Source organism: Mesorhizobium sp. WSM3224 (assembly GCF_000427725.1).
GTDB lineage: Bacteria > Pseudomonadota > Alphaproteobacteria > Rhizobiales > Rhizobiaceae > Mesorhizobium.
Genome location: NZ_ATYO01000025.1, coordinates 11,919 through 31,621 on the forward strand (window position 1 = coordinate 11,919; position 19,703 = coordinate 31,621).

Annotated in this window: 23 protein-coding genes; 13 read left to right on the plus strand and 10 right to left on the minus strand. The window is 64.5% G+C overall.

Annotated elements, in window-relative coordinates:
* Positions 1-134 precede the first annotated feature (134 nt).
* The 3 genes from YU3_RS0126700 (at position 135) to YU3_RS0126710 (ending at position 1,380) form a co-directional block, all read left to right on the plus strand.
* Positions 135-353 carry a hypothetical protein gene (locus YU3_RS0126700; RefSeq protein WP_027169077.1) on the plus strand — a complete coding sequence of 73 codons (219 nt, stop codon included), beginning with the start codon at positions 135-137 and terminating at the stop codon, positions 351-353.
* Positions 350-706, plus strand: a complete 357-nt coding sequence (locus YU3_RS0126705) for a YciI family protein (RefSeq protein ID WP_027169078.1) — start codon at positions 350-352, stop codon at positions 704-706. Before YU3_RS0126700 ends, YU3_RS0126705 begins: the two co-directional genes overlap by 4 nt.
* Before the next feature lie 143 nt (positions 707-849).
* On the plus strand, positions 850-1,380 hold the full coding sequence (locus YU3_RS0126710; RefSeq protein ID WP_027169079.1) for a hypothetical protein: 531 nt from the start codon (positions 850-852) through the stop codon (positions 1,378-1,380).
* A gap of 209 nt (positions 1,381-1,589) precedes the next feature.
* On the opposite strand, the gene YU3_RS0126715 is transcribed toward YU3_RS0126710, so the two are convergent.
* Positions 1,590-2,867 carry a ubiquinone biosynthesis hydroxylase gene (locus YU3_RS0126715; protein WP_027169080.1) on the minus strand — a complete coding sequence of 426 codons (1,278 nt, stop codon included), beginning with the start codon at positions 2,865-2,867 and terminating at the stop codon, positions 1,590-1,592.
* A 103-nt stretch (positions 2,868-2,970) separates the two neighbouring features.
* Here YU3_RS0126715 and tesB point away from each other — a divergent pair, with 103 nt between their 5' ends.
* The 7 genes from tesB (at position 2,971) to xth (ending at position 11,123) form a co-directional block, all read left to right on the plus strand.
* Entirely contained in the window at positions 2,971-3,834 is an 864-nt protein-coding gene (gene tesB / locus YU3_RS0126720) for an acyl-CoA thioesterase II (protein ID WP_027169081.1), read from the plus strand.
* Between the two features lie 249 nt (positions 3,835-4,083).
* Positions 4,084-4,422 (plus strand): P-II family nitrogen regulator, encoded by a 339-nt coding sequence (locus tag YU3_RS0126725; RefSeq protein ID WP_027169082.1) that lies wholly within the window; start codon positions 4,084-4,086, stop codon positions 4,420-4,422.
* 49 nt (positions 4,423-4,471) lie between these two features.
* Positions 4,472-5,797 carry an ammonium transporter gene (locus YU3_RS0126730; protein ID WP_198021723.1) on the plus strand — a complete coding sequence of 442 codons (1,326 nt, stop codon included), beginning with the start codon at positions 4,472-4,474 and terminating at the stop codon, positions 5,795-5,797.
* 372 nt (positions 5,798-6,169) lie between these two features.
* Complete coding sequence (locus YU3_RS0126735) at positions 6,170-6,448, plus strand: hypothetical protein (protein WP_027169084.1); 279 nt, start codon at positions 6,170-6,172, stop codon at positions 6,446-6,448.
* 209 nt (positions 6,449-6,657) lie between these two features.
* Positions 6,658-9,336 carry a DNA translocase FtsK gene (locus YU3_RS0126740; RefSeq protein ID WP_027169085.1) on the plus strand — a complete coding sequence of 893 codons (2,679 nt, stop codon included), beginning with the start codon at positions 6,658-6,660 and terminating at the stop codon, positions 9,334-9,336.
* A 190-nt stretch (positions 9,337-9,526) separates the two neighbouring features.
* Positions 9,527-10,195 carry an outer membrane lipoprotein carrier protein LolA gene (locus YU3_RS0126745; RefSeq protein ID WP_027169086.1) on the plus strand — a complete coding sequence of 223 codons (669 nt, stop codon included), beginning with the start codon at positions 9,527-9,529 and terminating at the stop codon, positions 10,193-10,195.
* Positions 10,196-10,316: 121 nt separating this feature from the next.
* The gene (xth, locus tag YU3_RS0126750) at positions 10,317-11,123 is read left to right on the plus strand and encodes an exodeoxyribonuclease III (RefSeq protein WP_027169087.1); all 807 of its coding nucleotides are present in this window, start codon (positions 10,317-10,319) and stop codon (positions 11,121-11,123) included.
* Here xth and YU3_RS0126755 read toward each other — a convergent pair.
* Both YU3_RS0126755 and YU3_RS0126760 read right to left on the minus strand, forming a co-directional pair.
* Positions 11,120-11,575 (minus strand): cyclic nucleotide-binding domain-containing protein, encoded by a 456-nt coding sequence (locus tag YU3_RS0126755; protein WP_027169088.1) that lies wholly within the window; start codon positions 11,573-11,575, stop codon positions 11,120-11,122. The two genes, xth and YU3_RS0126755, sit on opposite strands and share 4 nt — an antisense overlap.
* 274 nt (positions 11,576-11,849) lie before the next feature.
* Positions 11,850-12,533, minus strand: coding sequence for a response regulator transcription factor (locus YU3_RS0126760; RefSeq protein ID WP_027169089.1), 684 nt, complete (start codon positions 12,531-12,533; stop codon positions 11,850-11,852).
* Between the two features lie 174 nt (positions 12,534-12,707).
* Here YU3_RS0126760 and YU3_RS0126765 point away from each other — a divergent pair, with 174 nt between their 5' ends.
* Positions 12,708-13,214, plus strand: a complete 507-nt coding sequence (locus YU3_RS0126765) for a L,D-transpeptidase (protein ID WP_245273672.1) — start codon at positions 12,708-12,710, stop codon at positions 13,212-13,214.
* A 54-nt stretch (positions 13,215-13,268) separates the two neighbouring features.
* Here YU3_RS0126765 and YU3_RS0126770 read toward each other — a convergent pair whose 3' ends face one another.
* Positions 13,269-13,529 carry a hypothetical protein gene (locus YU3_RS0126770; RefSeq protein WP_027169091.1) on the minus strand — a complete coding sequence of 87 codons (261 nt, stop codon included), beginning with the start codon at positions 13,527-13,529 and terminating at the stop codon, positions 13,269-13,271.
* Between the two features lie 130 nt (positions 13,530-13,659).
* Between YU3_RS0126770 and gcvA the strand changes: the two genes are divergently transcribed.
* On the plus strand, positions 13,660-14,586 hold the full coding sequence (gene gcvA / locus YU3_RS0126775; RefSeq protein WP_027169092.1) for a transcriptional regulator GcvA: 927 nt from the start codon (positions 13,660-13,662) through the stop codon (positions 14,584-14,586).
* A gap of 14 nt (positions 14,587-14,600) precedes the next feature.
* Here gcvA and YU3_RS0126780 read toward each other — a convergent pair whose 3' ends face one another.
* From YU3_RS0126780 to tsaD, 6 genes are all read right to left on the minus strand, one after another.
* Complete coding sequence (locus tag YU3_RS0126780; protein WP_027169093.1) at positions 14,601-15,026, minus strand: DUF1761 domain-containing protein; 426 nt, start codon at positions 15,024-15,026, stop codon at positions 14,601-14,603.
* Between the two features lie 51 nt (positions 15,027-15,077).
* On the minus strand, positions 15,078-15,776 hold the full coding sequence (locus tag YU3_RS0126785; RefSeq protein ID WP_198021722.1) for a methyltransferase: 699 nt from the start codon (positions 15,774-15,776) through the stop codon (positions 15,078-15,080).
* On the minus strand, positions 15,731-16,156 hold the full coding sequence (locus YU3_RS0126790; RefSeq protein WP_027169095.1) for an EVE domain-containing protein: 426 nt from the start codon (positions 16,154-16,156) through the stop codon (positions 15,731-15,733). The genes YU3_RS0126785 and YU3_RS0126790 overlap by 46 nt, the downstream gene beginning before the upstream one ends.
* A gap of 96 nt (positions 16,157-16,252) precedes the next feature.
* Entirely contained in the window at positions 16,253-16,549 is a 297-nt protein-coding gene (locus tag YU3_RS0126795; RefSeq protein WP_027169096.1) for a YciI-like protein, read from the minus strand.
* Between the two features lie 18 nt (positions 16,550-16,567).
* The gene (locus YU3_RS0126800; protein WP_027169097.1) at positions 16,568-17,593 is read right to left on the minus strand and encodes an NAD(P)H-dependent glycerol-3-phosphate dehydrogenase; all 1,026 of its coding nucleotides are present in this window, start codon (positions 17,591-17,593) and stop codon (positions 16,568-16,570) included.
* Positions 17,590-18,675, minus strand: coding sequence for a tRNA (adenosine(37)-N6)-threonylcarbamoyltransferase complex transferase subunit TsaD (gene tsaD / locus YU3_RS0126805; RefSeq protein ID WP_198021724.1), 1,086 nt, complete (start codon positions 18,673-18,675; stop codon positions 17,590-17,592). Before tsaD ends, YU3_RS0126800 begins: the two co-directional genes overlap by 4 nt.
* Before the next feature lie 103 nt (positions 18,676-18,778).
* Here tsaD and hemC point away from each other — a divergent pair, with 103 nt between their 5' ends.
* Entirely contained in the window at positions 18,779-19,702 is a 924-nt protein-coding gene (gene hemC / locus YU3_RS0126810) for a hydroxymethylbilane synthase (RefSeq protein WP_027169099.1), read from the plus strand.
* The last annotated feature ends 1 nt before the right edge of the window (position 19,703 follow it).

Genomic DNA, 19,703 nt, shown 5'->3' on the forward strand with positions numbered 1-19,703 from the left:
ATCCATGCTCCGGCACGTCCGCCGCGGTGGCTTTGAAAAAAATCTCAAAAATGCGGATGCAAAAATGTCGACCTCGCCGTGGCTCGTGCGTCCTTCGGTCGGCCAAGGATTTTCACGGCCGGATGGAGGTTCACATGGACAATCTGTTTTTCGCCTTTTGGAAGCGTCCGGGACGAACAGTCCGACAGCGGCAGGATTTTTGGCTTGATCCGCCGGCATCCGGATTCGGCCGACTGCTCACGGCCGTCGCCGTCATCGGCATAGGCGCATGCGTTCTCGACCGCGCCGCGAACCCGGCTGACACGCCCGTCATCGCCTCTTATGGTTCATCGCAGGAAGGGAGCTCGAAATGAAATATGTGTGTCTGGTCTATGGCGAGGAGAAAGACCTCTACGCCATGACACCCGAGCGGCTGGCCAAGCTCGATGCCGATTCGATCGCCTATGACAAGTCGGTGGAGCGGAGTGGGAAGCTGATCATCGCGCAAGCGCTGCAATCGGTGGCGACGTCGAAGTCAGTGCGGCGGCGCAACGGCAAGCGGCTTGTCACCGACGGTCCGTTCGCCGAAACCAAGGAGCAGTTGCTCGGTTTTGTCATGATCGAGGCCGAGAACCTCGACGAAGCGCTGGAGATTGCTGGCAATATTCCGTTGGCCGAAATCGGCACAATCGAAGTCAGGGCGATCTACAACGTGCCGGGATCGTAGTCTCTGCGCGCGTGGCGGGCTTGCGGCGGCTTCGGCATCCGTCACTGCCCGGAGCGGGCTATTTTTCGCCTGCCGCAACTGTCGCGTGTTGAAGCGATGCCGCTCTTCTTCTATCGTCGCCGAGATTTCGGGGGATTTTCGGCATGCCTTTCCTGATTGCTATCCTCGGCGTGCTAGGAGCGGCGGCCATCTGGTGGTACCGGATGAAGGCGATGAACGAGGCCGCGCGTGACGTTGCCGATGTAATCGGTCGGGTCCAGGGTTCCGTGCGCCGCAAGAAGCTGCGCAAACAGGCGGCGCTCTCGCCGCTGACCGCGATCGACGACCCGGTTGTGGCGGCCGCGACGCTGATCACCGCGATCGTTTCGGAACAAGGCCCTGTCCTGCCGAAGCGCGAAGCGGTCATCCGCGATGTGATCTCGCAGATCTCGGAGAGCCCAAAGAAGACCGACGAGGCCGTGGTCTACGCCAAATGGGCGGCCGCGCAGGTCGACGACACGACGATCGTCATCGACAAGTTGGCACCGTTCCTGCGCGAGCGCCTCGATCCCCATGAGCGGGACGATCTGCTCAGGATGCTGAGCCGTGCCGCGCAAGGCGGCGAGCAGAGCCTCAAGATCGCCGACCAGCGGATGCTGAGGCTTCGGCAGAAGCTGGGGTTTGAGGTGAATTAGAATTCAGGTGAGGCCGGCCTGCAAACGCCGGCTTCCTGCGCTTCCGGCCTTCGCCGGCCGAAGCACTGATGAGCGGCGTGGCAGCTGAATTAAGGCTACGGCCGGCGTAGGCCGGTGCTCACCTACGAAAGTACGCTCCGCTCCGGTTCTCGGAATCCGCCATTTTCGACACGGCCTGACCTGAATTTTCGGCGCCACTGCAATACAGTTTAGATCGCCTCGCCCTTCAACAGCCTTGGCGTATCTCCCGACAGGCCCGAGGCCTGGCGGATGAAGAACTCTTTCAGCCTGGGCATGCGCTCGACGAGGCCGAGGCCCAGGTCGCGCGCGGCGCGCAGCGGGCCGATGTCGTTGGAGAACAGCCGGTTCAGCACGTCGGTGGTGACGCCCATCTGCAGCGTGTCGAAACGGCGCCACTGCTGGTAGCGCTCGAGCACGTCGAGGGCGCCGATATCCTGGCCGAGCCGGTCGGCCTCGACCAGGACTTCGGCCAATGCCGCGACATCCTTGAAGCCGAGATTGAGGCCCTGGCCGGCGATCGGGTGGATGCCGTGCGCGGCGTCGCCGGCTAGCGCGATGCGGGGCGCGACGAAGGCGCGGGCGAGCGTCAGGGCAAGCGGCCAGGCGCGCGGCTTGTCGGCCACGCGGATCTCGCCGAGTTTCAGGCCGAAGCGCTGCTCCAGATCGTGCTCGAAGACGAACTCGTCGCCCTCGACCAGCGCCTTGGCGTCTTCCGTGCGCTCCACCCACACGATCGACGAGCGGTTGGTTCCATCCTTGTCCGGCTTCAGCGGCAGTGTCGCGAACGGGCCGGCCGGCAGGAAATGCTCCTCGGCGCGGCCGTTGTGCGGGCGCTCATGCGCCACCGTGCAGACGATGCCGGACTGGCCGTATTCCCATTTGACGGTCTTGATGCCGGCCATGTCGCGCAGCCTGGAGTTGACGCCGTCGGCGGCGACGAGCAGCCGCGCCTTCAGCGTCGCGCCGTCGGCCAGGTGCACCGTGATGCTGGCGCCGTTCACGTCGAAGGCACTGACCGCCATGCCTTCGATGATGTCGATGCCAAGCTTCGCCGCGCGCCGGCGCAGCGCGCCGTTGAGATCCCGGTTGGCGACCATGTGGGCGAAAGGCTCGCCAGGCGCCACCTCGCCGTCGAAGGTCAAGAACACCGGGCGCACCGGGTCGGCGGCGCGCGAGTCGGTGATGATCATTTCGGTGATCGCCTGTGCTTGCGGCGCGATCTCTTTCCAGACGCCGAGCTGTTCCAGCATGCGGCTGGCGGCCGCCGCGATGGCCGAGGCGCGGCCGTCGCGCTGCCAGACGCCGGCAGGAGCGGCATCGACGACGGCGACGGCGAGGCCCGGACGCGCCTGCTTCAGCGACACCGCGGCGGTGAGGCCGACATAGCCGGCGCCGGCGATGAGCACGTCGAGCGGCGCCTCGCGGTTCCCATTGGTCCCTGCTCCTTCCGGCTTGCGGTCGACCATGGCATCATCCTTTCGCGGTTTCGGCCGGCTGCCGTTTGCGGCCTTGACTGCCTGCACGTCCTGTCCGAAACCGGCCATGGCACATCTTTGAAGGATTTCAAACATGACGGCGGCCATGGACGAGCTTCTCGATATTCTCGACCTCGAACAGCTCGAACACAATCTGTATCGTGGTCGCAGCCCCAAGGTCGACTGGCAACGTGTCTTCGGCGGCCAGACCATCGCCCAGGCGCTGGTGGCCGCGCAGCGTACGGTCGAGCCGGAGCGGCACGTGCATTCGCTGCACGGCTATTTCATGCGGCCGGGCGACACCCAACTGCCGATCGTCTACGAGGTCGACCGCATCCGCGACGGCGGCTCGTTCACCACGCGCCGGGTGGTGGCGATCCAGCATGGCCAGGCGATCTTCTCGCTGGAGGCTTCCTTCCAGCAGGACGAGGTGGGCCTCGAGCATCAGTTGCCGATGCCACGCGATGTGCCGGCGCCCGATACGTTGCTCTCGCAGCGCGAGCTTCTGGGAAAATTCGGCGAGGCGGTGCCGGAAGGCATCAGGCGCTACTGGGAGCGCGACCGGCCGATCGAGATGAAGCCGGTGATGCTCAAGCACTATACGAGCCGCGAGAAGCTGGAGCCGCAGCAGAACATCTGGATCCGCACCACCGGCCCGGTGCCGGAAAACCGCGCCATTCAGGCGGCGGTGCTCGCCTATCTCTCGGACATGACGCTTCTCGACACCTCGACCTTCGCGCATGGCCGCGCCATCTTCGACCGCGACATCCAGGCGGCCAGCCTCGACCACGCGATGTGGTTCCACCGCAGCCACTCGCTGGACGACTGGATCCTCTACAATCAGGACAGTCCCTCGACGCAAGGCTCGCGCGGCTTCACCCGCGGCTCGCTGTTCGCGCGCGACGGCACGCTCATCGCCTCGGTCGCCCAGGAAGGCCTTATCCGGCTGAAACGCTGAGCCGGCTTCCGGCTAGAGCCTGTTAAGTAGGCATTTCCGATTTTTTGCCTATTTTTTAAGCCGCGAGAGCGATGCGCCTGCGCACAAAGAATGTGCGCGGGCCGCCTGTTCCCTTTGTTTACAAGAGGTTAACACCCTGCCTCGGCAATTGGCACGGAGCTTGAATCCTGTCGGGCACTCTCCGGCTCTCCTCGGGATCGGTGAAGGTGTGCAAACGCGGGGGACCGCAACAGCAAAGGGTGAAACCTTATGAAAATCGTGATGGCAATCATCAAGCCGTTCAAGCTCGACGAGGTGCGCGAAGCGCTCACCGCCGTCGGCATCCAGGGCCTGACCGTCACCGAAGTCAAAGGCTACGGGCGTCAGAAAGGGCACACGGAAATCTATCGCGGCGCGGAATACGCGGTCAGCTTCCTGCCCAAGATCAAGATCGAGGTCGCGGTCGGGGCCGACATGGTCGACAAGGCCGTCGAAGCCATCACTTCGGCCGCCAAGACCGGCCAGATCGGCGACGGCAAGATCTTCGTCTTCGGCATCGACCAGGCGGTGCGCATCCGCACCGGCGAAACAGACACCGACGCGCTCTGAGCCGCGATCAGCCATTCCAACGGAGAGTTAAATGAATATTCCTTCCACCTTGAAGACGACGGGACGCGCGGCCGCTTCGCTCGCGCTCGTGGCGATGAGCACCGTCGCAGCTTTCGCGCAGGAAGCTGCCCCGGCAGCCACCGCCGCGGCGCCGGCGCCCGCGCTCGACACCGGCAACACCGCCTGGATGCTGACCTCGACGGCGCTGGTGCTGATGATGACCATTCCGGGCCTGGCGCTGTTCTATGGCGGCATGGTGCGCAAGAAGAACGTGCTCGCCACCATCATGCAGAGCTTCGCCATCACCTGCCTGGTGACGGTGCTGTGGTTCATGTTCGGCTATTCGCTCGCCTTCACCACCAATGAATCGGCGTCGATGAATGCCTATATCGGCGGCTTCTCGAGGTTCTTCCACCACGGCATCACCGTCTCGACGCTGTGGTTGCCGGGCGTGGCGAACATTCCCGAATTCGTCTTCTCGATGTTCCAGATGACCTTCGCCATCATCACGCCGGCGCTGATCGCCGGCGCCTTCGCCGAACGCATGAAATTCTCGGCGCTGCTCATCTTCATGGGCCTGTGGTTGGTCTTCGTCTACGCGCCGATCGCGCATTGGGTGTGGGGCGGCGGCTTCCTCGGCACAGCCGGCGTGCTCGACTTCGCCGGCGGCACGGTCGTCCATATCAATGCCGGTGTCGCGGGCCTGGTCTGCGCGCTCGTTCTCGGCAAGCGTGAGGGCTACGGCACCACCAACATGGCACCGCACAACCTCGTCTATTCGGTCATCGGCGCTTCGCTGCTGTGGGTCGGCTGGTTCGGCTTCAACGCCGGCTCGGAACTGGCCGCCGACGGCCTTGCGGGCGCGGCGATGATGAACACCCAGGTCGCCACCGCCGCGGCGGCGCTGGCCTGGATGTTCGCCGAATGGATCGTCGCCAAGAAGCCTTCGGTTCTCGGCATCATCTCGGGCGCCGTCGCCGGCCTCGTCGCGGTGACGCCGGCTTCCGGCTTCGTCAATCCGACCGGCGCGTTCATTATCGGCATTCTTGCCGGCGTCATCTGCTACCTGTCGGCGGTCAAGCTCAAGCATGCGTTCGGCTATGACGACTCTCTCGATGCCTTCGGCGTTCATGGCGTCGGCGGCATCGTCGGCGCGCTGCTCACCGGCGCGCTCGCCGATCCGGCGATCAACGCGCTCGGCAAGGACGCTTCGGTGGCCAAGCAGCTCTACGGCATCGCCTTCACCATCCTGTGGACGGCGATCGCCACCTTCGTGATCCTCTACATCGTCAAGGCGCTGGTCGGCCTGCGTCCGTCCACCCAGGAAGAGGTCGAAGGCCTCGACGTCACCCAGCACGGCGAAGTGGTGCCGTAAGGGCCTACCAGTGCATGTCGCCCAGAAGTGTGCAGCGGTTCTGGGACAACGACATGCATCAAAACAAAGACTTAAAGTGCGTCGCCTGAATCCATTTCAGCGCGACGCGCTTTAAGCCAAGGGCCGGCGGAACCCTCCTCCCGCCGGCCCGAATTCCTCCCAAGATCCCGTCGTGACGCTCCCGAAAAGGGCTCACGCCTTGAGGCCCGGAACAACCTTCCGGGCCTCTTTTTTGTCAGGCTGCGGCCCCATTCAGGCCTTCGATCACATTCACTTGATCGCGCCAGCTTGAAACGTTGGGGCCCCTGGTTTCGTACCTGGATTGCGACCGTCAATCTGGCGCTCGCCAAACAAGAGGGAAGGAACCACCTGATGAACTTCAAGAACATCTTTCTGGGAGCAATGGCTCTTTCGATGGTCAGCGGCGTTGCACTTGCCGGTGCCCTCGATGAGCCGACCAACATGGCCCCGTTCTTCACCGATTCCAGCATGAAGACCATGAAGCCGGAAGCCGATTTCAAGGCGGCCTGGGCTTCGATGCCGAAGGACAAGCAGGACATGATGATGAAGGAATGCCAGGACGCGGCGATGAGCAAGCCTCACGCCGAATTCTGCGCCAACCTGATGGCTCTTGGCGGCGCCAACAAGTGAATGCTCAAGATCGGGTCCGGATGGACCTGATCTTATTGGCGTTTCAAGACAAGAGGTGGCGGGCTGCGAAGCCTGCCACCTCTGTTTGTGCAACATGCGGGTAAAGGCCCATGGTTAATGCGGCCTTAACCTTCCCCCCGATAGTCTGGCGTCCGAATCTGCCGGAGTGCGCCATGCGCCCGGCCAGGCAACGATCACGGGGAAGAGGCATGCGTTCAGGCGCTTCAGCACCGCTCGCGCTGACCGATACGGGGCACGGCATCCAGGCATTCGCGCGGCGTCAGGTCGGGCGGCTGGTCGGCGCCGGCCTGTTCCTGTTCACCGCCTTCGGCGTCGCAGCTTTAGCCACATGGAATGTCGCCGACCCGAGTTTCTCGCACGCCACCAGCAACGTCGTCACCAACGCCATGGGCTATACCGGCGCGGTGTTCTCCGACCTCGCCATGCAGTTCTTTGGCCTTGCCGCGGTCGCGGGCCTAGTGCCGGCGGTGATCTGGGGCTTCCTGTTGTTTTCGGCGCGCGGCGTCGACAAATTGCCGAAGCGCGGCTTCGCCTGGTTCGGCTTTGCGCTCACTGCCGCGGCCATCGCCGGCTGCGTGACGCCGCCCAACACCTGGCCGCTGCCCACCGGCCTCGGCGGCGTCTTTGGCGACATGGTGCTGAAAATCCCCGGCATCGCGGTCGGCGGTTACCCGAAAGGCCTTTTCGCGACGATCATAGCGGTTATCCTCGCCGCTCCCGCCTTGTGGCTGTTCGGCTATGGCTCGGCGCTGCTCGCGCGCAAGAACGGCTTTGCCGTCATGGAGCGCACCGCCCGGCCCGATCCGCGTGAGCAGGACGAGATGCTGTTCGACGAGGATGAGGACGAAGGCGACGAGGGAATCCTCGCGCTCGGCGCGATCACCCATTGGTGGCTGTCGTTCCGCGCCTGGATGCACCGCCGCGCCGCGCGCCGCAGGCAAGAGCGCGACGAGTTCGAGCCGCCGATGGAGCCACGGCCCAGCGCCTGGCGGCGCGCCGCCGAGCGGGTCGAATCGGCCGAGTTCGCCGAGGCCCGCATGAGCCCCGGCGGCCGTGCCCGCGTCGAGCCGGAATTCTTCGCCGCAATGGTCAACGACCGCAGCGTCTCGGTCGATCCGGCTGACCAGGATATCTTCGACGACGAGCAGGACGAAGACGTCGGCCTTGACGACTTCGACGACGAGGCGCCTGTCCAGCGCCGCGGCGCGCCGACCGCCAGGGTGCAGAATTTCCGTTCCGATGCCGCCACCCGCGTCGCGGCGCCGGCGGCGCGCCCCGTGCCGGGCGCCCGCGTCCAGCGCGAAGCGCAGACCTCGCTGATCGGTTCCGACACGTTCGAGATGCCGTCCCTGCATTTCCTGTCCGAGCCGAAGAACGTCGCCAAGGATCCAAGCCTGTCGAAGGACGCGCTGGAGCAGAACGCGCGCCTGCTGGAAGGCGTGCTGGAGGATTTCGGCGTCAAGGGCGAGATCATCCATGTCCGTCCCGGCCCGGTCGTCACGCTTTACGAGCTGGAGCCGGCGCCCGGCATCAAATCCTCGCGCGTCATCGGCCTCTCGGATGACATCGCCCGCTCGATGAGCGCGATCGCCTGCCGCGTCGCCGTCGTGCCCGGCCGCAACGCCATCGGCATCGAGCTGCCCAACGCCAAACGCGAGACGGTCTATCTGCGCGAGATCATGGCCAGCCGCGACTTCGAGACGACCAAGGCCAAGCTGGCGCTGGCGCTTGGCAAGACCATCAATGGCGAGGCCGTCATCGTCGACATCGCCAAGATGCCGCACGTGCTCGTCGCCGGCACCACCGGCTCGGGCAAGTCGGTCGCCATCAACACCATGATCCTGTCGCTGCTCTACCGGCTGACGCCACAGGAATGCCGGCTGATCATGATCGACCCGAAGATGCTCGAGCTCTCGGTCTATGACGGCATCCCGCATCTTTTGACGCCGGTCGTCACCGATCCGAAGAAGGCGGTCGTCGCGCTGAAGTGGACGGTGCGCGAGATGGAGGACCGCTACCGCAAGATGTCCAAGGTCGGCGTGCGCAACATCGACGGCTTCAACGCGCGCGTCCAACAGGCAGAGAAGAAGGGCGAAAGGATTTCCCGCACGGTGCAGACCGGCTTCGACCGCCAGACCGGCGAGGCGATCTACGAGACGGAAAACCTCGATCTCGAGCCGATGCCCTATATCGTCGTCATCATCGACGAGATGGCCGACCTGATGATGGTGGCCGGCAAGGACATCGAGGGCGCAGTGCAGCGCCTGGCGCAGATGGCGCGCGCGGCGGGCATCCATGTCATCATGGCGACGCAGCGCCCCTCGGTCGATGTCATCACCGGCACCATCAAGGCCAATTTCCCCACCCGCATCTCCTTCCAGGTGACGTCGAAGATCGACAGCCGCACGATCCTTGGCGAGCAAGGCGCCGAGCAGCTGCTCGGCATGGGCGATATGCTCTACATGGCCGGCGGCGGTCGCATCCAGCGCGTCCACGGTCCGTTCGTCTCGGACGACGAGGTCGAGAGGATCGTCGCGCATCTCAAGCTGCAGGGCGTGCCGGAATATCTCGACGCCATCACCGAGGATGACGACGAAGACGAGGAAGAAGGCTCGGGCGGCCGTGGCGGCTCGGGCGGCGGCGGCAGCGGCAATTTCGAGGATTCCGACGATCCCTACGACCAGGCGGTGGCGGTGGTGCTGCGCGACGGCAAGGCTTCGACCAGCTACATCCAGCGCCGGCTGGGCATCGGCTACAACCGCGCCGCCTCGATCATCGAGAAGATGGAGAAGGAAGGCATTGTCGGCCCGGCCAATCATGCCGGCAAGCGCGAGATCCTGGTGCCGACCGAAGAGGACAAATTCTAGCCTGCAGGCTTGGACGCGGGCGGCAGGCAACCGGAAATCGCTTGGCGCGTTTGTGCGACGGGCCGCCGCCCGCGTTTGTGCGACGGGCTTGTCGCCGCGCATATCCGACGGGCTGTCGCGCACCCGCCAAACTTAAGCCCTAGTGGGAGTCCAGATACTGCCACCATACGAATCACAGGAAGTGACCGGCATGAAGACCAAGACCGAACTCGCCCTCACCCGCCGCCAGCTCCTCGGCCTCGGCCTGATGCTTGGCGGGGCTGCCGCTCTCAACCTCGTGCCGGGCTACCAGCTCGTGGCCGCGGCGCAGGCCGCCGTGCCGCCGGCGGCGCAGAAGATCGCCGACCATTTCTCCTCGGTGAAGTCGATGAGCGGCGAGTTCGTCCAGTTCGGCCCGAAAGGCGAGCAGACCGGCGGCAAGTTCTTCCTCGAGCGCCCGGGCAAGATCCGCTTCAATTATGACGGCTCCTCGAACTTCCGCGTGATTTCCGACGGCAAGTCGGTAGTGATCCTCAACAAGAGGCTCAACACCTCCGACCTCTACCCATTGTCGAAGACACCGTTGAAATTGCTGCTCGACGAGCGGATCGACCTCTCCGGCGGACGCGTCAAGGCCATCAAGGAAGAGGACGACCTCACCACCATCAAGCTTTCCGACAAGTCGGTCTTCGGCAACGCGATGATCACCATGATGTTCGATCCGAAGACCTACGAACTGCGCCAGTGGACGATCACCGACGCGCAAGGCAAAGACACGACGGTGATGATCTTCAACGTCAAGGAAGGCGGCAGCTTCCCGGCCGACACTTTTGCGATCGACTACACGGCGAACCGCGAGATCAACACCAAGACGCGGTAGGTCTCCCACCGCTTCCGGAGCTCTGTCGGGCGGCGCTGACCTACGCGATTATCCATAGCTTGTGTTTCCGCTGCGCGGCTGGCACTAGTTCGGCGACCTTAGCCGTCCCGGACCTCGCCGCATGCCCTTCACCATCGCCACCTGGAACATCAACTCCGTGCGCCTGCGCATGCCGATCGTCGAGCGGCTCCTGAAAGAGCACGCGCCCGATGTGCTCTGCCTGCAGGAAACCAAGGTTCCCGACGAGCTCTTCCCGGAAAAGGCCTTCCGCAAGGCGGGCTACGAGCACATCCTGTTCCACGGCCAGAAGGGATATCATGGCGTCGCCACCGTCGCCCGCCGACCGATCGAGCTGGTCGAAAAGCGGCGGTTCTGCGAGATCGAGGACAGCCGGCATCTGTCGGTCAGGGTGCGGGCGGGCGGCAAATCGGTGCTGGTGCATAATTTCTATGTGCCGGCCGGCGGCGACGAGCCGGATCCGGAAATCAACCGCAAATTCAGGCACAAGCTCGACTTCGTCCATGAGATGAACGGCATGCCGGCGAGCCAGGACGAGCTATCCGCGTCGATCCTGGTCGGCGACTTGAACATCGCGCCGCAGGAGCATGACGTCTGGTCGCACAAGCAATTGCTCAACGTCGTCAGCCACACGCCGGTCGAGACGGAAAACTTCGAGGCGATGCGCAATGCCGGCGGCTGGGTCGACCTGATGCGGCTCAACGTGCCGGCCGAGCAAAAACTCTACACCTGGTGGAGTTATCGCGCGAAGGATTGGGAAGCTTCCAACCGTGGCCGTCGCCTCGATCATGTCTGGTCATCCGCCAACCTGGTGCCGAATTTCGCCGGCTACGAGATCCTGCAGGCTGCGCGCGGCTGGGAGAAGCCCTCCGACCATGTGCCGGTGATCGCGCGGTTCAACCTCGATTAACCCGTAAACCGCGGCGCCAGCGCCTCGATGCGGGCGATCATCTGCTGGAATTCTTCCAGGATGCGATCGTGCAACAGCACGGCGATCTCCGGATATTCTTCCAGGATGCGGTGGAACATCTTGCGGCTCAAGCGGATCACTTCCGAATCGGCCGCGGCTGAGGCGCTGGTCAGCCGGTTGGTATCGGCGATCAGCGCCAGCTCGCTCAGCATGGTGCCCGGGCCTGCCGTACCGATCGGGACGCGTTCGCCGCCTTGTTCCCGATAGAGCGCGATCAAGCCGCTGACCACGATATAGGCGGAGTCGGCAACGTCGTCCTCACGGTAGAGCTTATGGTCGGCCTGCAGGAACGTGGTCTCGGCGCCGAAGGCGAGCAGGCGCAGCTGTTCCTGCGTGAAGCCCTGGAAAAGCTTCACGCCGGACAGGATGCGGATGTCATCATCCAGCGCCATCCTAGCTGTGTCCCCGAGCGGTCAGTCCAGTCCCTCCTTTGGAGCGGCGCGTTCTTAAAGGACGCGCAAGAAACGCTCCAACACTAGCAACCTGCACACCGTGCTAGGCATTCATCGAGCCGATCCAATACCCTCCAGCACCAGAATCGTACCCGAAACGGCCCCGCCCGACCGCTCTATCTCTTTTGGCTCAATTCCGGACGGAAGGCTACGGCGAAGCCGCCGAGCCCAACCGTTTCGCACTTTTCCCGGAATTCTCTAGATCATGAAATGTTTAAGGAACCAGCTTGTAGCCGCCGCTTTCTGTCACAAGAATTTCGGCATTGGAAGGATCGCGCTCGATCTTCTGGCGCAACCGGTAGACATGGGTCTCCAGCGTGTGCGTGGTGACGCCGGAATTGTAGCCCCATACCTCCTCCAAAAGCACGTCGCGCGTCACCACTTTCTGGTCGGCGCGGTAGAGGTACTTGATGATCGAAGCCTCCTTTTCGGTCAGCCGTACCTTGGCGCCGCGCGGATCGATAAGCAGCTTCTGGCTGGGCTTGAACGTATAGTGGCCGACCGAGAAGGTCGCGTCCTCGCTCTGCTCATGCTGGCGAAGCTGGGCGCGGATGCGCGCCAGCAGCACGGCGAAGCGGAAAGGCTTGGTCACATAATCGTTGGCGCCGGCCTCAAGGCCCAGGATCGTGTCGGAATCGGTGTCGTGGCCGGTCAGCATGATGATCGGCGCCTTGTAGCCGCCCTTGCGCAGGATTTTCACTGCCTCGCGGCCGTCCATGTCGGGCAGGCCCACGTCCATGATGAGCAGATCGACAACGCCACCGCGCGCCGCGGCGACGCCTTTTGCGGCGGTCGATTCCTGCTGGACGTCGAATTCTTCGTAAAGCGCCAGCTGCTCAACCAGGGTAGCGCGCAGGTCGTCGTCGTCGTCGACAATCAGAATGGTGCGTGATGTCATGGATCAATCCGTTGTTTTAAAAAGAATATTCAGTTGACCTCCCCCCATTTATGCGGAAGCTCACCGGCGCAACAGCCGATCACAGTGATTTGTTCCGTGACACAATCATACAAGAAAAAACGCGCGCGCAATGAGGCGGGCGCATTTTTGCCGAAAGCCTTAGGTGTTTTGGTCGTGCGCGCACGACCCGGCAACCCCGCGCAGGGGTTCCTGCAAGCCGGCAAAACGGTGTTTCCCTGCGCGCTGGGGCGCGGTGGCATCTCCGCCAACAAGCATGAGGGAGACGGCGCGACGCCGCTGGCGTCGATGCGCATCCTGTCGGGTTATTTCCGCAACGATCACTTTGCCGGCGGGCGCAGGACAAGGGTGCCGATGGCGCCGATCGGTCCGGATCTCGGCTGGTGCGAGGTGCCGGACGACCGCAATTACAATCGTCCGGTGAATATCCCCTACGGGGCGAGCCATGAGCGGATGCGGCGCGACGACCGGCTCTACGATGTCTGCCTGGTGCTCGACTGGAACATCGCGCCGCGCCGGCGCGGGCGCGGCAGCGCGATCTTCTTCCATCTGGCCCGACCTGGCTTCACGCCGACGCAAGGGTGTGTGGCGGTGACGGCGCGTACCATGGCAAGGCTGCTTCCGTTGTTGTCGGACAGGACGGTGGTGAAGGTGCTCAGGTAGGCGGTAGGCAGTAGGCAGTAGGTGTCTCCTTGCCTATTGCCTACTGCCTAATCCCTACTGCCTCTTTCCCGGCTCCTGCCAACCCGTGCCGAGCAGCCCTATCTCCCGAAGCTCCCGGTCCATCGCCTTTGAGATGTCCCGGCGCGCGGCGCCGATGTCACGCAACTGGCTGTCGGAGAGGTCTTCGACCGACTCGTTGGGGAGCCAGGCGGCGACCCGGGCTTGGCGCAGCCAATCGCGTGCTGAACGCAGCCAAAGAGCGAGGCTGGAAGGCGATTCCGGGGTGGTGCAGGACTTCAGAACGATCTCAGACATGGCTCTATCCGTGTTCTCCGGATGTCAAATCCGGTTTTATGGTGTTTCGATGGAGCCATCATGAAGGATTGAAAAACCAACGGGAAACGAGTAGTTCTTTTCTGATTATCAAGTTTTATTTGGAGATCATATGTCCAAGCTGCTGCCTGGGACGCGCGCGCTGCGGACGTTCGAAGCGGCTGCCAGGCACCTCAACTTCACCCGCGCCGCCGACGAGCTCGGCCTGACGCCGGCGGCGGTCAGCCACCAGATCAAGGAAATCGAGGATCAGCTCGGTCTGGTGCTGTTCACGCGCACCAGCCGCACCATCCGGCTGACGGAGGCAGGCAACGTGCTGCTGGAGGCCTCGGTCGATGCGCTCGACCTGCTCAACCGTGCCGTTACCCGCGCCCGCAAGATGACGCGCGGCACGTCGCTTCTGAAAGTCACGCTCGACGCGCAGTTCGCTACCAAATGGCTTATGCGGCGCGTCGATGATTTTCGTAAGCAGCGGCCGGGCATCGAACTTCGCTTCGACATCACCTCCAAGCTGCGCGAGTTCGATCGCGAAGATGTCGATGTCGGCATCCGTTTCGGCGCCGGCAAATATCCGGGACTATGCGCGGATCGGCTGTTCGATAACGTCATCATTCCCGTTTGCAGCCCTGCATTGCTGCGGGCCGGACCGCCGCTGAAGGAGCCCCGCGACCTCTTCCACCACACGCTCGCCCATATCGAATGGTCCCGCCTGGGCATCACATGGCCGAACTGGCGCATGTGGATGGCGGCGGCCGGCGTCGACGATTTCGACGACAGCCGGACCATCGTGTTCGATACTTCGACGGATGTCGTCCAGGCGGCGCTCGACGGCATTGCCGTTGCCCTCGCCGATTTCGCCATGGTCGCCAACGATCTATCCGAGGGCAGGCTCATCCGGCCGTTCGAGCTTGGCATCAAGGTCGCACCCGAATTCGCCTATTTCCTGGTTTACCCCGAAGCTGTGAAGGACGACGAGCGCGTCATCGCCTTCCGCGAGTGGCTTCTCGACGAGGTGGCGAAAGACGCGGACGCAGGGTAGCGCTGTCTATCGCTTCAGCCCGCCGGCGCCGCCGGCGCGCCGAACCAACCGATCACGGCGCCGATGATCAGCATCACGCCCAGCCAATGACCGGCATCGATCAGCGTCAGGGCCCAGCCGAAGCCTTCGTAGCGATGATTGACGGCAAGCGTGGTGGCGATGAAGCCTAGCCAAAGCACGAAGCCGAACAGCAAGCCCGCGATCGGGTTCGGCTCGCCGCCGGTTATCGCGCCCACCACCAGCGTCAGGACAAGCGCCATGATCAGCTCGGCGACGAAGCTGACGATGAACGGAGCAGCCGAGCGCTTCATGGTGGCCGGGTCGAGCTTCGCCGCCTTCAGCCAGGGCTTGCTCAAGCCCATGTACCAGGCGGCGCCGAACAACCACGCAACGACCGCGGCGGCGATCACCGCCAGCCAGTTCACGACCGAAAAATCCATGCTTTTCCCCTCCAGATCGAAATGCGATGGAACGCTTGTTCGATCATCGCGTCAAGCAAGGCGCCAGACAGTCGTGCGCTTGACCTCGGCATCCTCCAGCACGCGCGTCACCGGAACCTGGTAGACGGCAAGCGATCGCAGTCCGGTCTTGGGCAGGTAGGCGCGGCCGGGATCGCCGACGAAGATTTCGGCGCCGCGCGCCCGCAAGTCCGCGAACCACGGCAGCAGCCTGTCGGCGAAGGCCTTGTCGTAGAAGACGTCGCCGGCAAGCACGACATCCCAGCCATCGTCGGAGCCGATACAATCCGTGCCGAGGAATTGCGCGTCAACGGTGTTGGCTTTGAGGTTCAGCGCGATGGCCGTCTCGCAAAACGGGTCGATGTCGGCGGCTATCACCGCCGCCGCGCCGGCTTTCACCGCGGCGATGGCGACGAGGCCGGAGCCGGAGGCGAAGTCGAGCACCCCCTTGCCGCGCACCGTTCCGGGATGGTCGAGGACATAGCGGGCGAGGCCCTGGCCGCCGGCCCAGGCAAAGGCCCAGAAAGGCGGCGGCAGGCCGATCTCGGCCAGTTCCTCCTCGGTGCGCAGCCATAGATCATGCGCCTCGTCGGCAAGATGCAGCAGCACTTCCGGCACATGCGGCGGCGCCATCAGCGCCGTGTTGTCGAGGATGAATGTCTCAGCGCTCTTCGGCGTAAGCCTGGTCACGGCGCCAGGCTGAGCTCGGCCATGCGGCAAACCTCTTTCCATTCGGCCGGCGTCACCGGCTGCACGGAAAGCCGGCCGAGCCGGACCAGCGCCATCTCGGCGAGCTTGGGATTGGCCTTGACCTGTTCCAGCGTCACCGGCTTCGGCACGTCCTTGAACGCGCGGATGTCGACGCATTCCCAGCGCGGATCGTCGGTCGTGGTGTCCGGATGCGCCAGCGCGCAGACCTCGGCGATACCGACGATGTCGAGGCCTTCATTGGAGTGGTAGAAGAAGCCAAGATCGCCGATCTGCATCGCCTTCATGTTGTTGCGGGCGGCGTAGTTGCGCACGCCGTCCCACTGCGTGCCGGCCTTGCCTTTGGCCTTCAGCGCCTCGAAGGAAAAGACCGAGGGTTCGGACTTGAACAGCCAATAGTTCATCTCAGTTGTCCCATCGCCATTATCGGATCGCCAAGCACGGCGTCCCAATCGACTCTACCCTTACCCTCTCCCCGTTCCTACGGCGAGAGCACTGAATCATGCGCCGGCGGGCTTCTGGAAGACCCAGTTCCATGCGCGGATTTCGACGCTTTCGAACAGTCCGGCCTTGGCATAGGGATCGGCGGCAGCCAGGGCCTGAGCTCCGGCCATGTCCGGCGCCTCGATCATCACCAGGCTGCCGTCCGGCTTGCCGTCGGCGCCGAGGAAGGGGCCTGCAAAGGCAAGCCTGCCTTCGCCGATCAGGTCTTCCAGGAACGCCGCATGCGCGGGCCGCGTGTCGATCCGCAGCTGCAGGCTGCCTGGCTTGTCTTTGCAAATCAACGCAAACAGCATCTTTCAAACTCCGGTGGTTCAGATGTCGGTTTCGGTCTTGAGAGGCCTCGTCATCAGCGCGGTCACCGCCTGGCCGATGGTCACCTTGCCATCGAGGATTGCGGCGACGGCCGAAATGATCGGCGCCTCGATGCCGCGCTCGGCGGCGATGCGGGCGGCGATGCCCGCCGTCGGCACGCCTTCGGCGAGCGGCAGGCCGGCAAGCGGCTTGCCCTGGCCGAGCGCCAGGCCATAGGCGAAGTTGCGCGACTGCGCCGAGGAACAGGTGAGCAAGAGGTCGCCGAGGCCGGAAAGCCCCATCAGCGTCTCCGGCCTGGCGCCGAAAGCGGCGCCGATGCGGCGCAGCTCTACGAAGCCGCGCGTCACCATGGCGGCCTGGGCGCTGGCGCCGAGCCCGGCGCCGGTGACGGCGCCGGCCGCGATGGCGAAGACGTTCTTCAGCGCGCCGCCGATCTCGACGCCGATCAGGTCGTCGCTGGAATAGCAGCGCAGGTTTTGCGCCGAGAAGCGGGCGGCAAGCTCGGCCGCCAATTCGGCCTCGCAAGCGGCAACCACCACGGCGGTCGGCAGGCCGCGCGCGACATCGCTGGCGAAGCTCGGGCCGGACAGCGCGGCCACAGGATTGCCGGGCAGGCTTTCCGCGACGATCGCCGACAGCAAAGCGCCGGTGTCGCGCTCGATGCCCTTGGCGCAAAGCACCAGCGGCACGCCCTTCGGCACGTGGCTGGAGGCGGAAGCCAACATGGCCCGCAACGACTGCGCCGGCGTCACCGCCAGCACGCAGTCGGCGCCGTCGAGCGCGGCCTCTACATCGTTCGTTGCCACAATGCCGGCCTGCAACGCTACGCCCGGCAGATAGCGCGGGTTTTCGCCGCGGTCGATCGCGGCGACGGTCTCCGGATCGCGCGCATAGAGGCGGACGAAATGGCCGGCGCGGAGCATCGCGAGCGCCAGCGCCGTACCCCAGGCACCGCCGCCCAGCACCGCGACGCGCCAGCCGCTTGGCGTTTTGACCTCTCCACCGCTCGTGACCGCCTCGCTCATGCCTTGGCACCGCGCCGGCCCGAGCCGATCATGGGCGCGGAAACACTGTCGAGCGGCCAGCGTGAACGCGGCACGAAGTCGGCAGCGTTTTCGTCTGCGATGCCGGCGCGCAGGCGCTCGATGCCGGCCCAGGCGATCATCGCCGCGTTGTCGGTGCAAAGTTTTAGTGGCGGCGCGACAAAGGCGAAGCCGGCGTCGGAACAAAGCGCTTCAAGCGTTGCCTTGATCGTGCGGTTGGCGGCAACGCCGCCGGCGACGACCAGCGCAGGCTTTGCCTGGTCGGGGAATTCCTGGCGGAAGCGGGCAAGCGCACGCGCCACGCGATCGCCCAGCGCGTCGGCCACCGCCGTTTGAAAGGAAGCGCAGATGTCGGAGACGTCCTGGTCGCTCAACGGCGCGATCGCCGTTGCCGCCTGGCGCACCGCTGTCTTCAGCCCGGAGAAGGAAAAATCCGGCTGCGCCGAACCCTTCATGGGGCGCGGGAACGCAAAGCGGCTGGCGTCGCCGCCGGCAGCGGCCTTCTCGACATTCGGGCCGCCGGGATAGGGCAGGCCAAGCATCTTGGCGGTCTTGTCGAAGGCTTCGCCGAGCGCATCGTCGATGGTTGTCGCCCAGCGCTGGTAATCGCCGACGCCGCGCACCGCGACGATCTGGGTGTGGCCGCCGGAGACGAGCAGGAGAAGGTAGGGGAAGTCGAGACCGTCGGTCAGCCGCGCCGTCAGCGCGTGGCCTTCGAGGTGATTGATGGCAATCAGCGGCTTGTTGGCGGCGGCGGCGATTGCCTTGGCCGTCATCAGGCCAACGATCAGCCCGCCGACCAGGCCAGGCCCGGCCGTCGCGGCGATCGCGTCGATCTCATCGAGCGACACGGCCGAGTCCGCCAGTGCGGCCTCGACGATGCCGTCCAGCGCCTCGACATGGGCCCGCGCGGCAATCTCGGGCACGACGCCGCCAAAGGCGGCATGTTCCTCGATCTGGCTCAGCACCACGTTCGAGAGGATTTCGGGCGCACAGCCGCCGTCCAGCGCCACCACGCTGGCCGCCGTCTCGTCGCAGCTCGTCTCAATGCCCAGAACGCGGATCAATTCGTCGCTGTCCTCGAAGATTGTATCGCCGGCTATTCCCCATTAGGAAAAGGCCGACAAGACCTCGAAACTATCCGGGGGTTATCACGGACCGCGCGCCATGCAAACTTTGAAAATCGGAACACGCGGCAGCCCGCTGGCACTCGCCCAGGCGCATGAGACGCGCGCTCGGCTGATGAAGGCTCATGGCTTGCCTGAGCAGGCGTTCGAAGTGGTGCCCATCTCGACCAGCGGCGACCGCATCCAGGACCGGCCGCTGTCGGAAGCCGGCGGCAAGGGCCTGTTCACCAAGGAAATCGAGGAAGCGCTGATTGACGGCCGCATCGACATCGCCGTGCATTCGTCGAAGGACATGCCGACCGTGCTGCCAGGCGGATTGGAGCTTGCCACTTTCCTGCCGCGCGAGGACGCGCGCGACGCCTTCATCGGCAAGAGGGTAAAGCGGCTCGCCGACCTGCCGCATGGCGCGACGATCGGATCGTCATCGCTGCGCCGCCAGGCGCTGATCCGCCGGATGCGGCCGGATTTCCAGGTGGTGATGTTCCGCGGCAATGTGCAGACCAGGCTGCGCAAGCTGGACGAAGGCATCGCCGAGGGCACCATCCTTGCCTATGCCGGGCTGAAGCGGCTGGGGCTCGAAGATGTCGTCACCGACCTGATGCCGCTGGACGCTTTCCCGCCGGCGCCGGGGCAAGGCGCGATTGGCGTCGAATCGCGCATCGGCGACAGCGATGTCGAGAACATGCTTGCGGCGATCCATCACGTGCCGACGGGTCAGGCCCTGGCCTGCGAGCGCGCCTTCCTCGCGGCGCTCGACGGCTCATGCCGCACGCCGATCGCCGGCCATGCGACGATATCGGGCGAAAAACTGTCCTTTGCCGGGCTGATCATATCGCCTGACGGCACGGAATCTCATGAGGTCCGGCTGGAGGGCGCGGCCGCTGACGCGGCGGAAATCGGCACGAACGCCGCGCGGACGGTCCGCGCCAGGGCCGGCGCGAAATTCTTCGACGGCTGGGCCTGAC

Coding starts and splice junctions, on each gene's coding strand:
- tesB (WP_027169081.1), top strand. CDS start 2,971: ATGACGGCGGCCATGGACGAGCTTCTCGATATTCTCGACCTCGAACAG.
- YU3_RS0126710 (WP_027169079.1), top strand. CDS start 850: ATGCCTTTCCTGATTGCTATCCTCGGCGTGCTAGGAGCGGCGGCCATC.
- YU3_RS0126785 (WP_198021722.1), bottom strand. CDS start 15,776: ATGGAAAGAGGTTTGCCGCATGGCCGAGCTCAGCCTGGCGCCGTGACC.
- YU3_RS0126780 (WP_027169093.1), bottom strand. CDS start 15,026: ATGGATTTTTCGGTCGTGAACTGGCTGGCGGTGATCGCCGCCGCGGTC.
- xth (WP_027169087.1), top strand. CDS start 10,317: ATGCCCTTCACCATCGCCACCTGGAACATCAACTCCGTGCGCCTGCGC.
- YU3_RS0126790 (WP_027169095.1), bottom strand. CDS start 16,156: ATGAACTATTGGCTGTTCAAGTCCGAACCCTCGGTCTTTTCCTTCGAG.
- YU3_RS0126745 (WP_027169086.1), top strand. CDS start 9,527: ATGAAGACCAAGACCGAACTCGCCCTCACCCGCCGCCAGCTCCTCGGC.
- YU3_RS0126715 (WP_027169080.1), bottom strand. CDS start 2,867: ATGGTCGACCGCAAGCCGGAAGGAGCAGGGACCAATGGGAACCGCGAG.
- YU3_RS0126800 (WP_027169097.1), bottom strand. CDS start 17,593: ATGAGCGAGGCGGTCACGAGCGGTGGAGAGGTCAAAACGCCAAGCGGC.
- YU3_RS0126795 (WP_027169096.1), bottom strand. CDS start 16,549: ATGCTGTTTGCGTTGATTTGCAAAGACAAGCCAGGCAGCCTGCAGCTG.
- YU3_RS0126760 (WP_027169089.1), bottom strand. CDS start 12,533: ATGACATCACGCACCATTCTGATTGTCGACGACGACGACGACCTGCGC.
- YU3_RS0126700 (WP_027169077.1), top strand. CDS start 135: ATGGACAATCTGTTTTTCGCCTTTTGGAAGCGTCCGGGACGAACAGTC.
- YU3_RS0126755 (WP_027169088.1), bottom strand. CDS start 11,575: ATGGCGCTGGATGATGACATCCGCATCCTGTCCGGCGTGAAGCTTTTC.
- YU3_RS0126735 (WP_027169084.1), top strand. CDS start 6,170: ATGAACTTCAAGAACATCTTTCTGGGAGCAATGGCTCTTTCGATGGTC.
- gcvA (WP_027169092.1), top strand. CDS start 13,660: ATGTCCAAGCTGCTGCCTGGGACGCGCGCGCTGCGGACGTTCGAAGCG.
- YU3_RS0126705 (WP_027169078.1), top strand. CDS start 350: ATGAAATATGTGTGTCTGGTCTATGGCGAGGAGAAAGACCTCTACGCC.
- YU3_RS0126725 (WP_027169082.1), top strand. CDS start 4,084: ATGAAAATCGTGATGGCAATCATCAAGCCGTTCAAGCTCGACGAGGTG.
- YU3_RS0126740 (WP_027169085.1), top strand. CDS start 6,658: ATGCGTTCAGGCGCTTCAGCACCGCTCGCGCTGACCGATACGGGGCAC.
- hemC (WP_027169099.1), top strand. CDS start 18,779: ATGCAAACTTTGAAAATCGGAACACGCGGCAGCCCGCTGGCACTCGCC.
- YU3_RS0126770 (WP_027169091.1), bottom strand. CDS start 13,529: ATGTCTGAGATCGTTCTGAAGTCCTGCACCACCCCGGAATCGCCTTCC.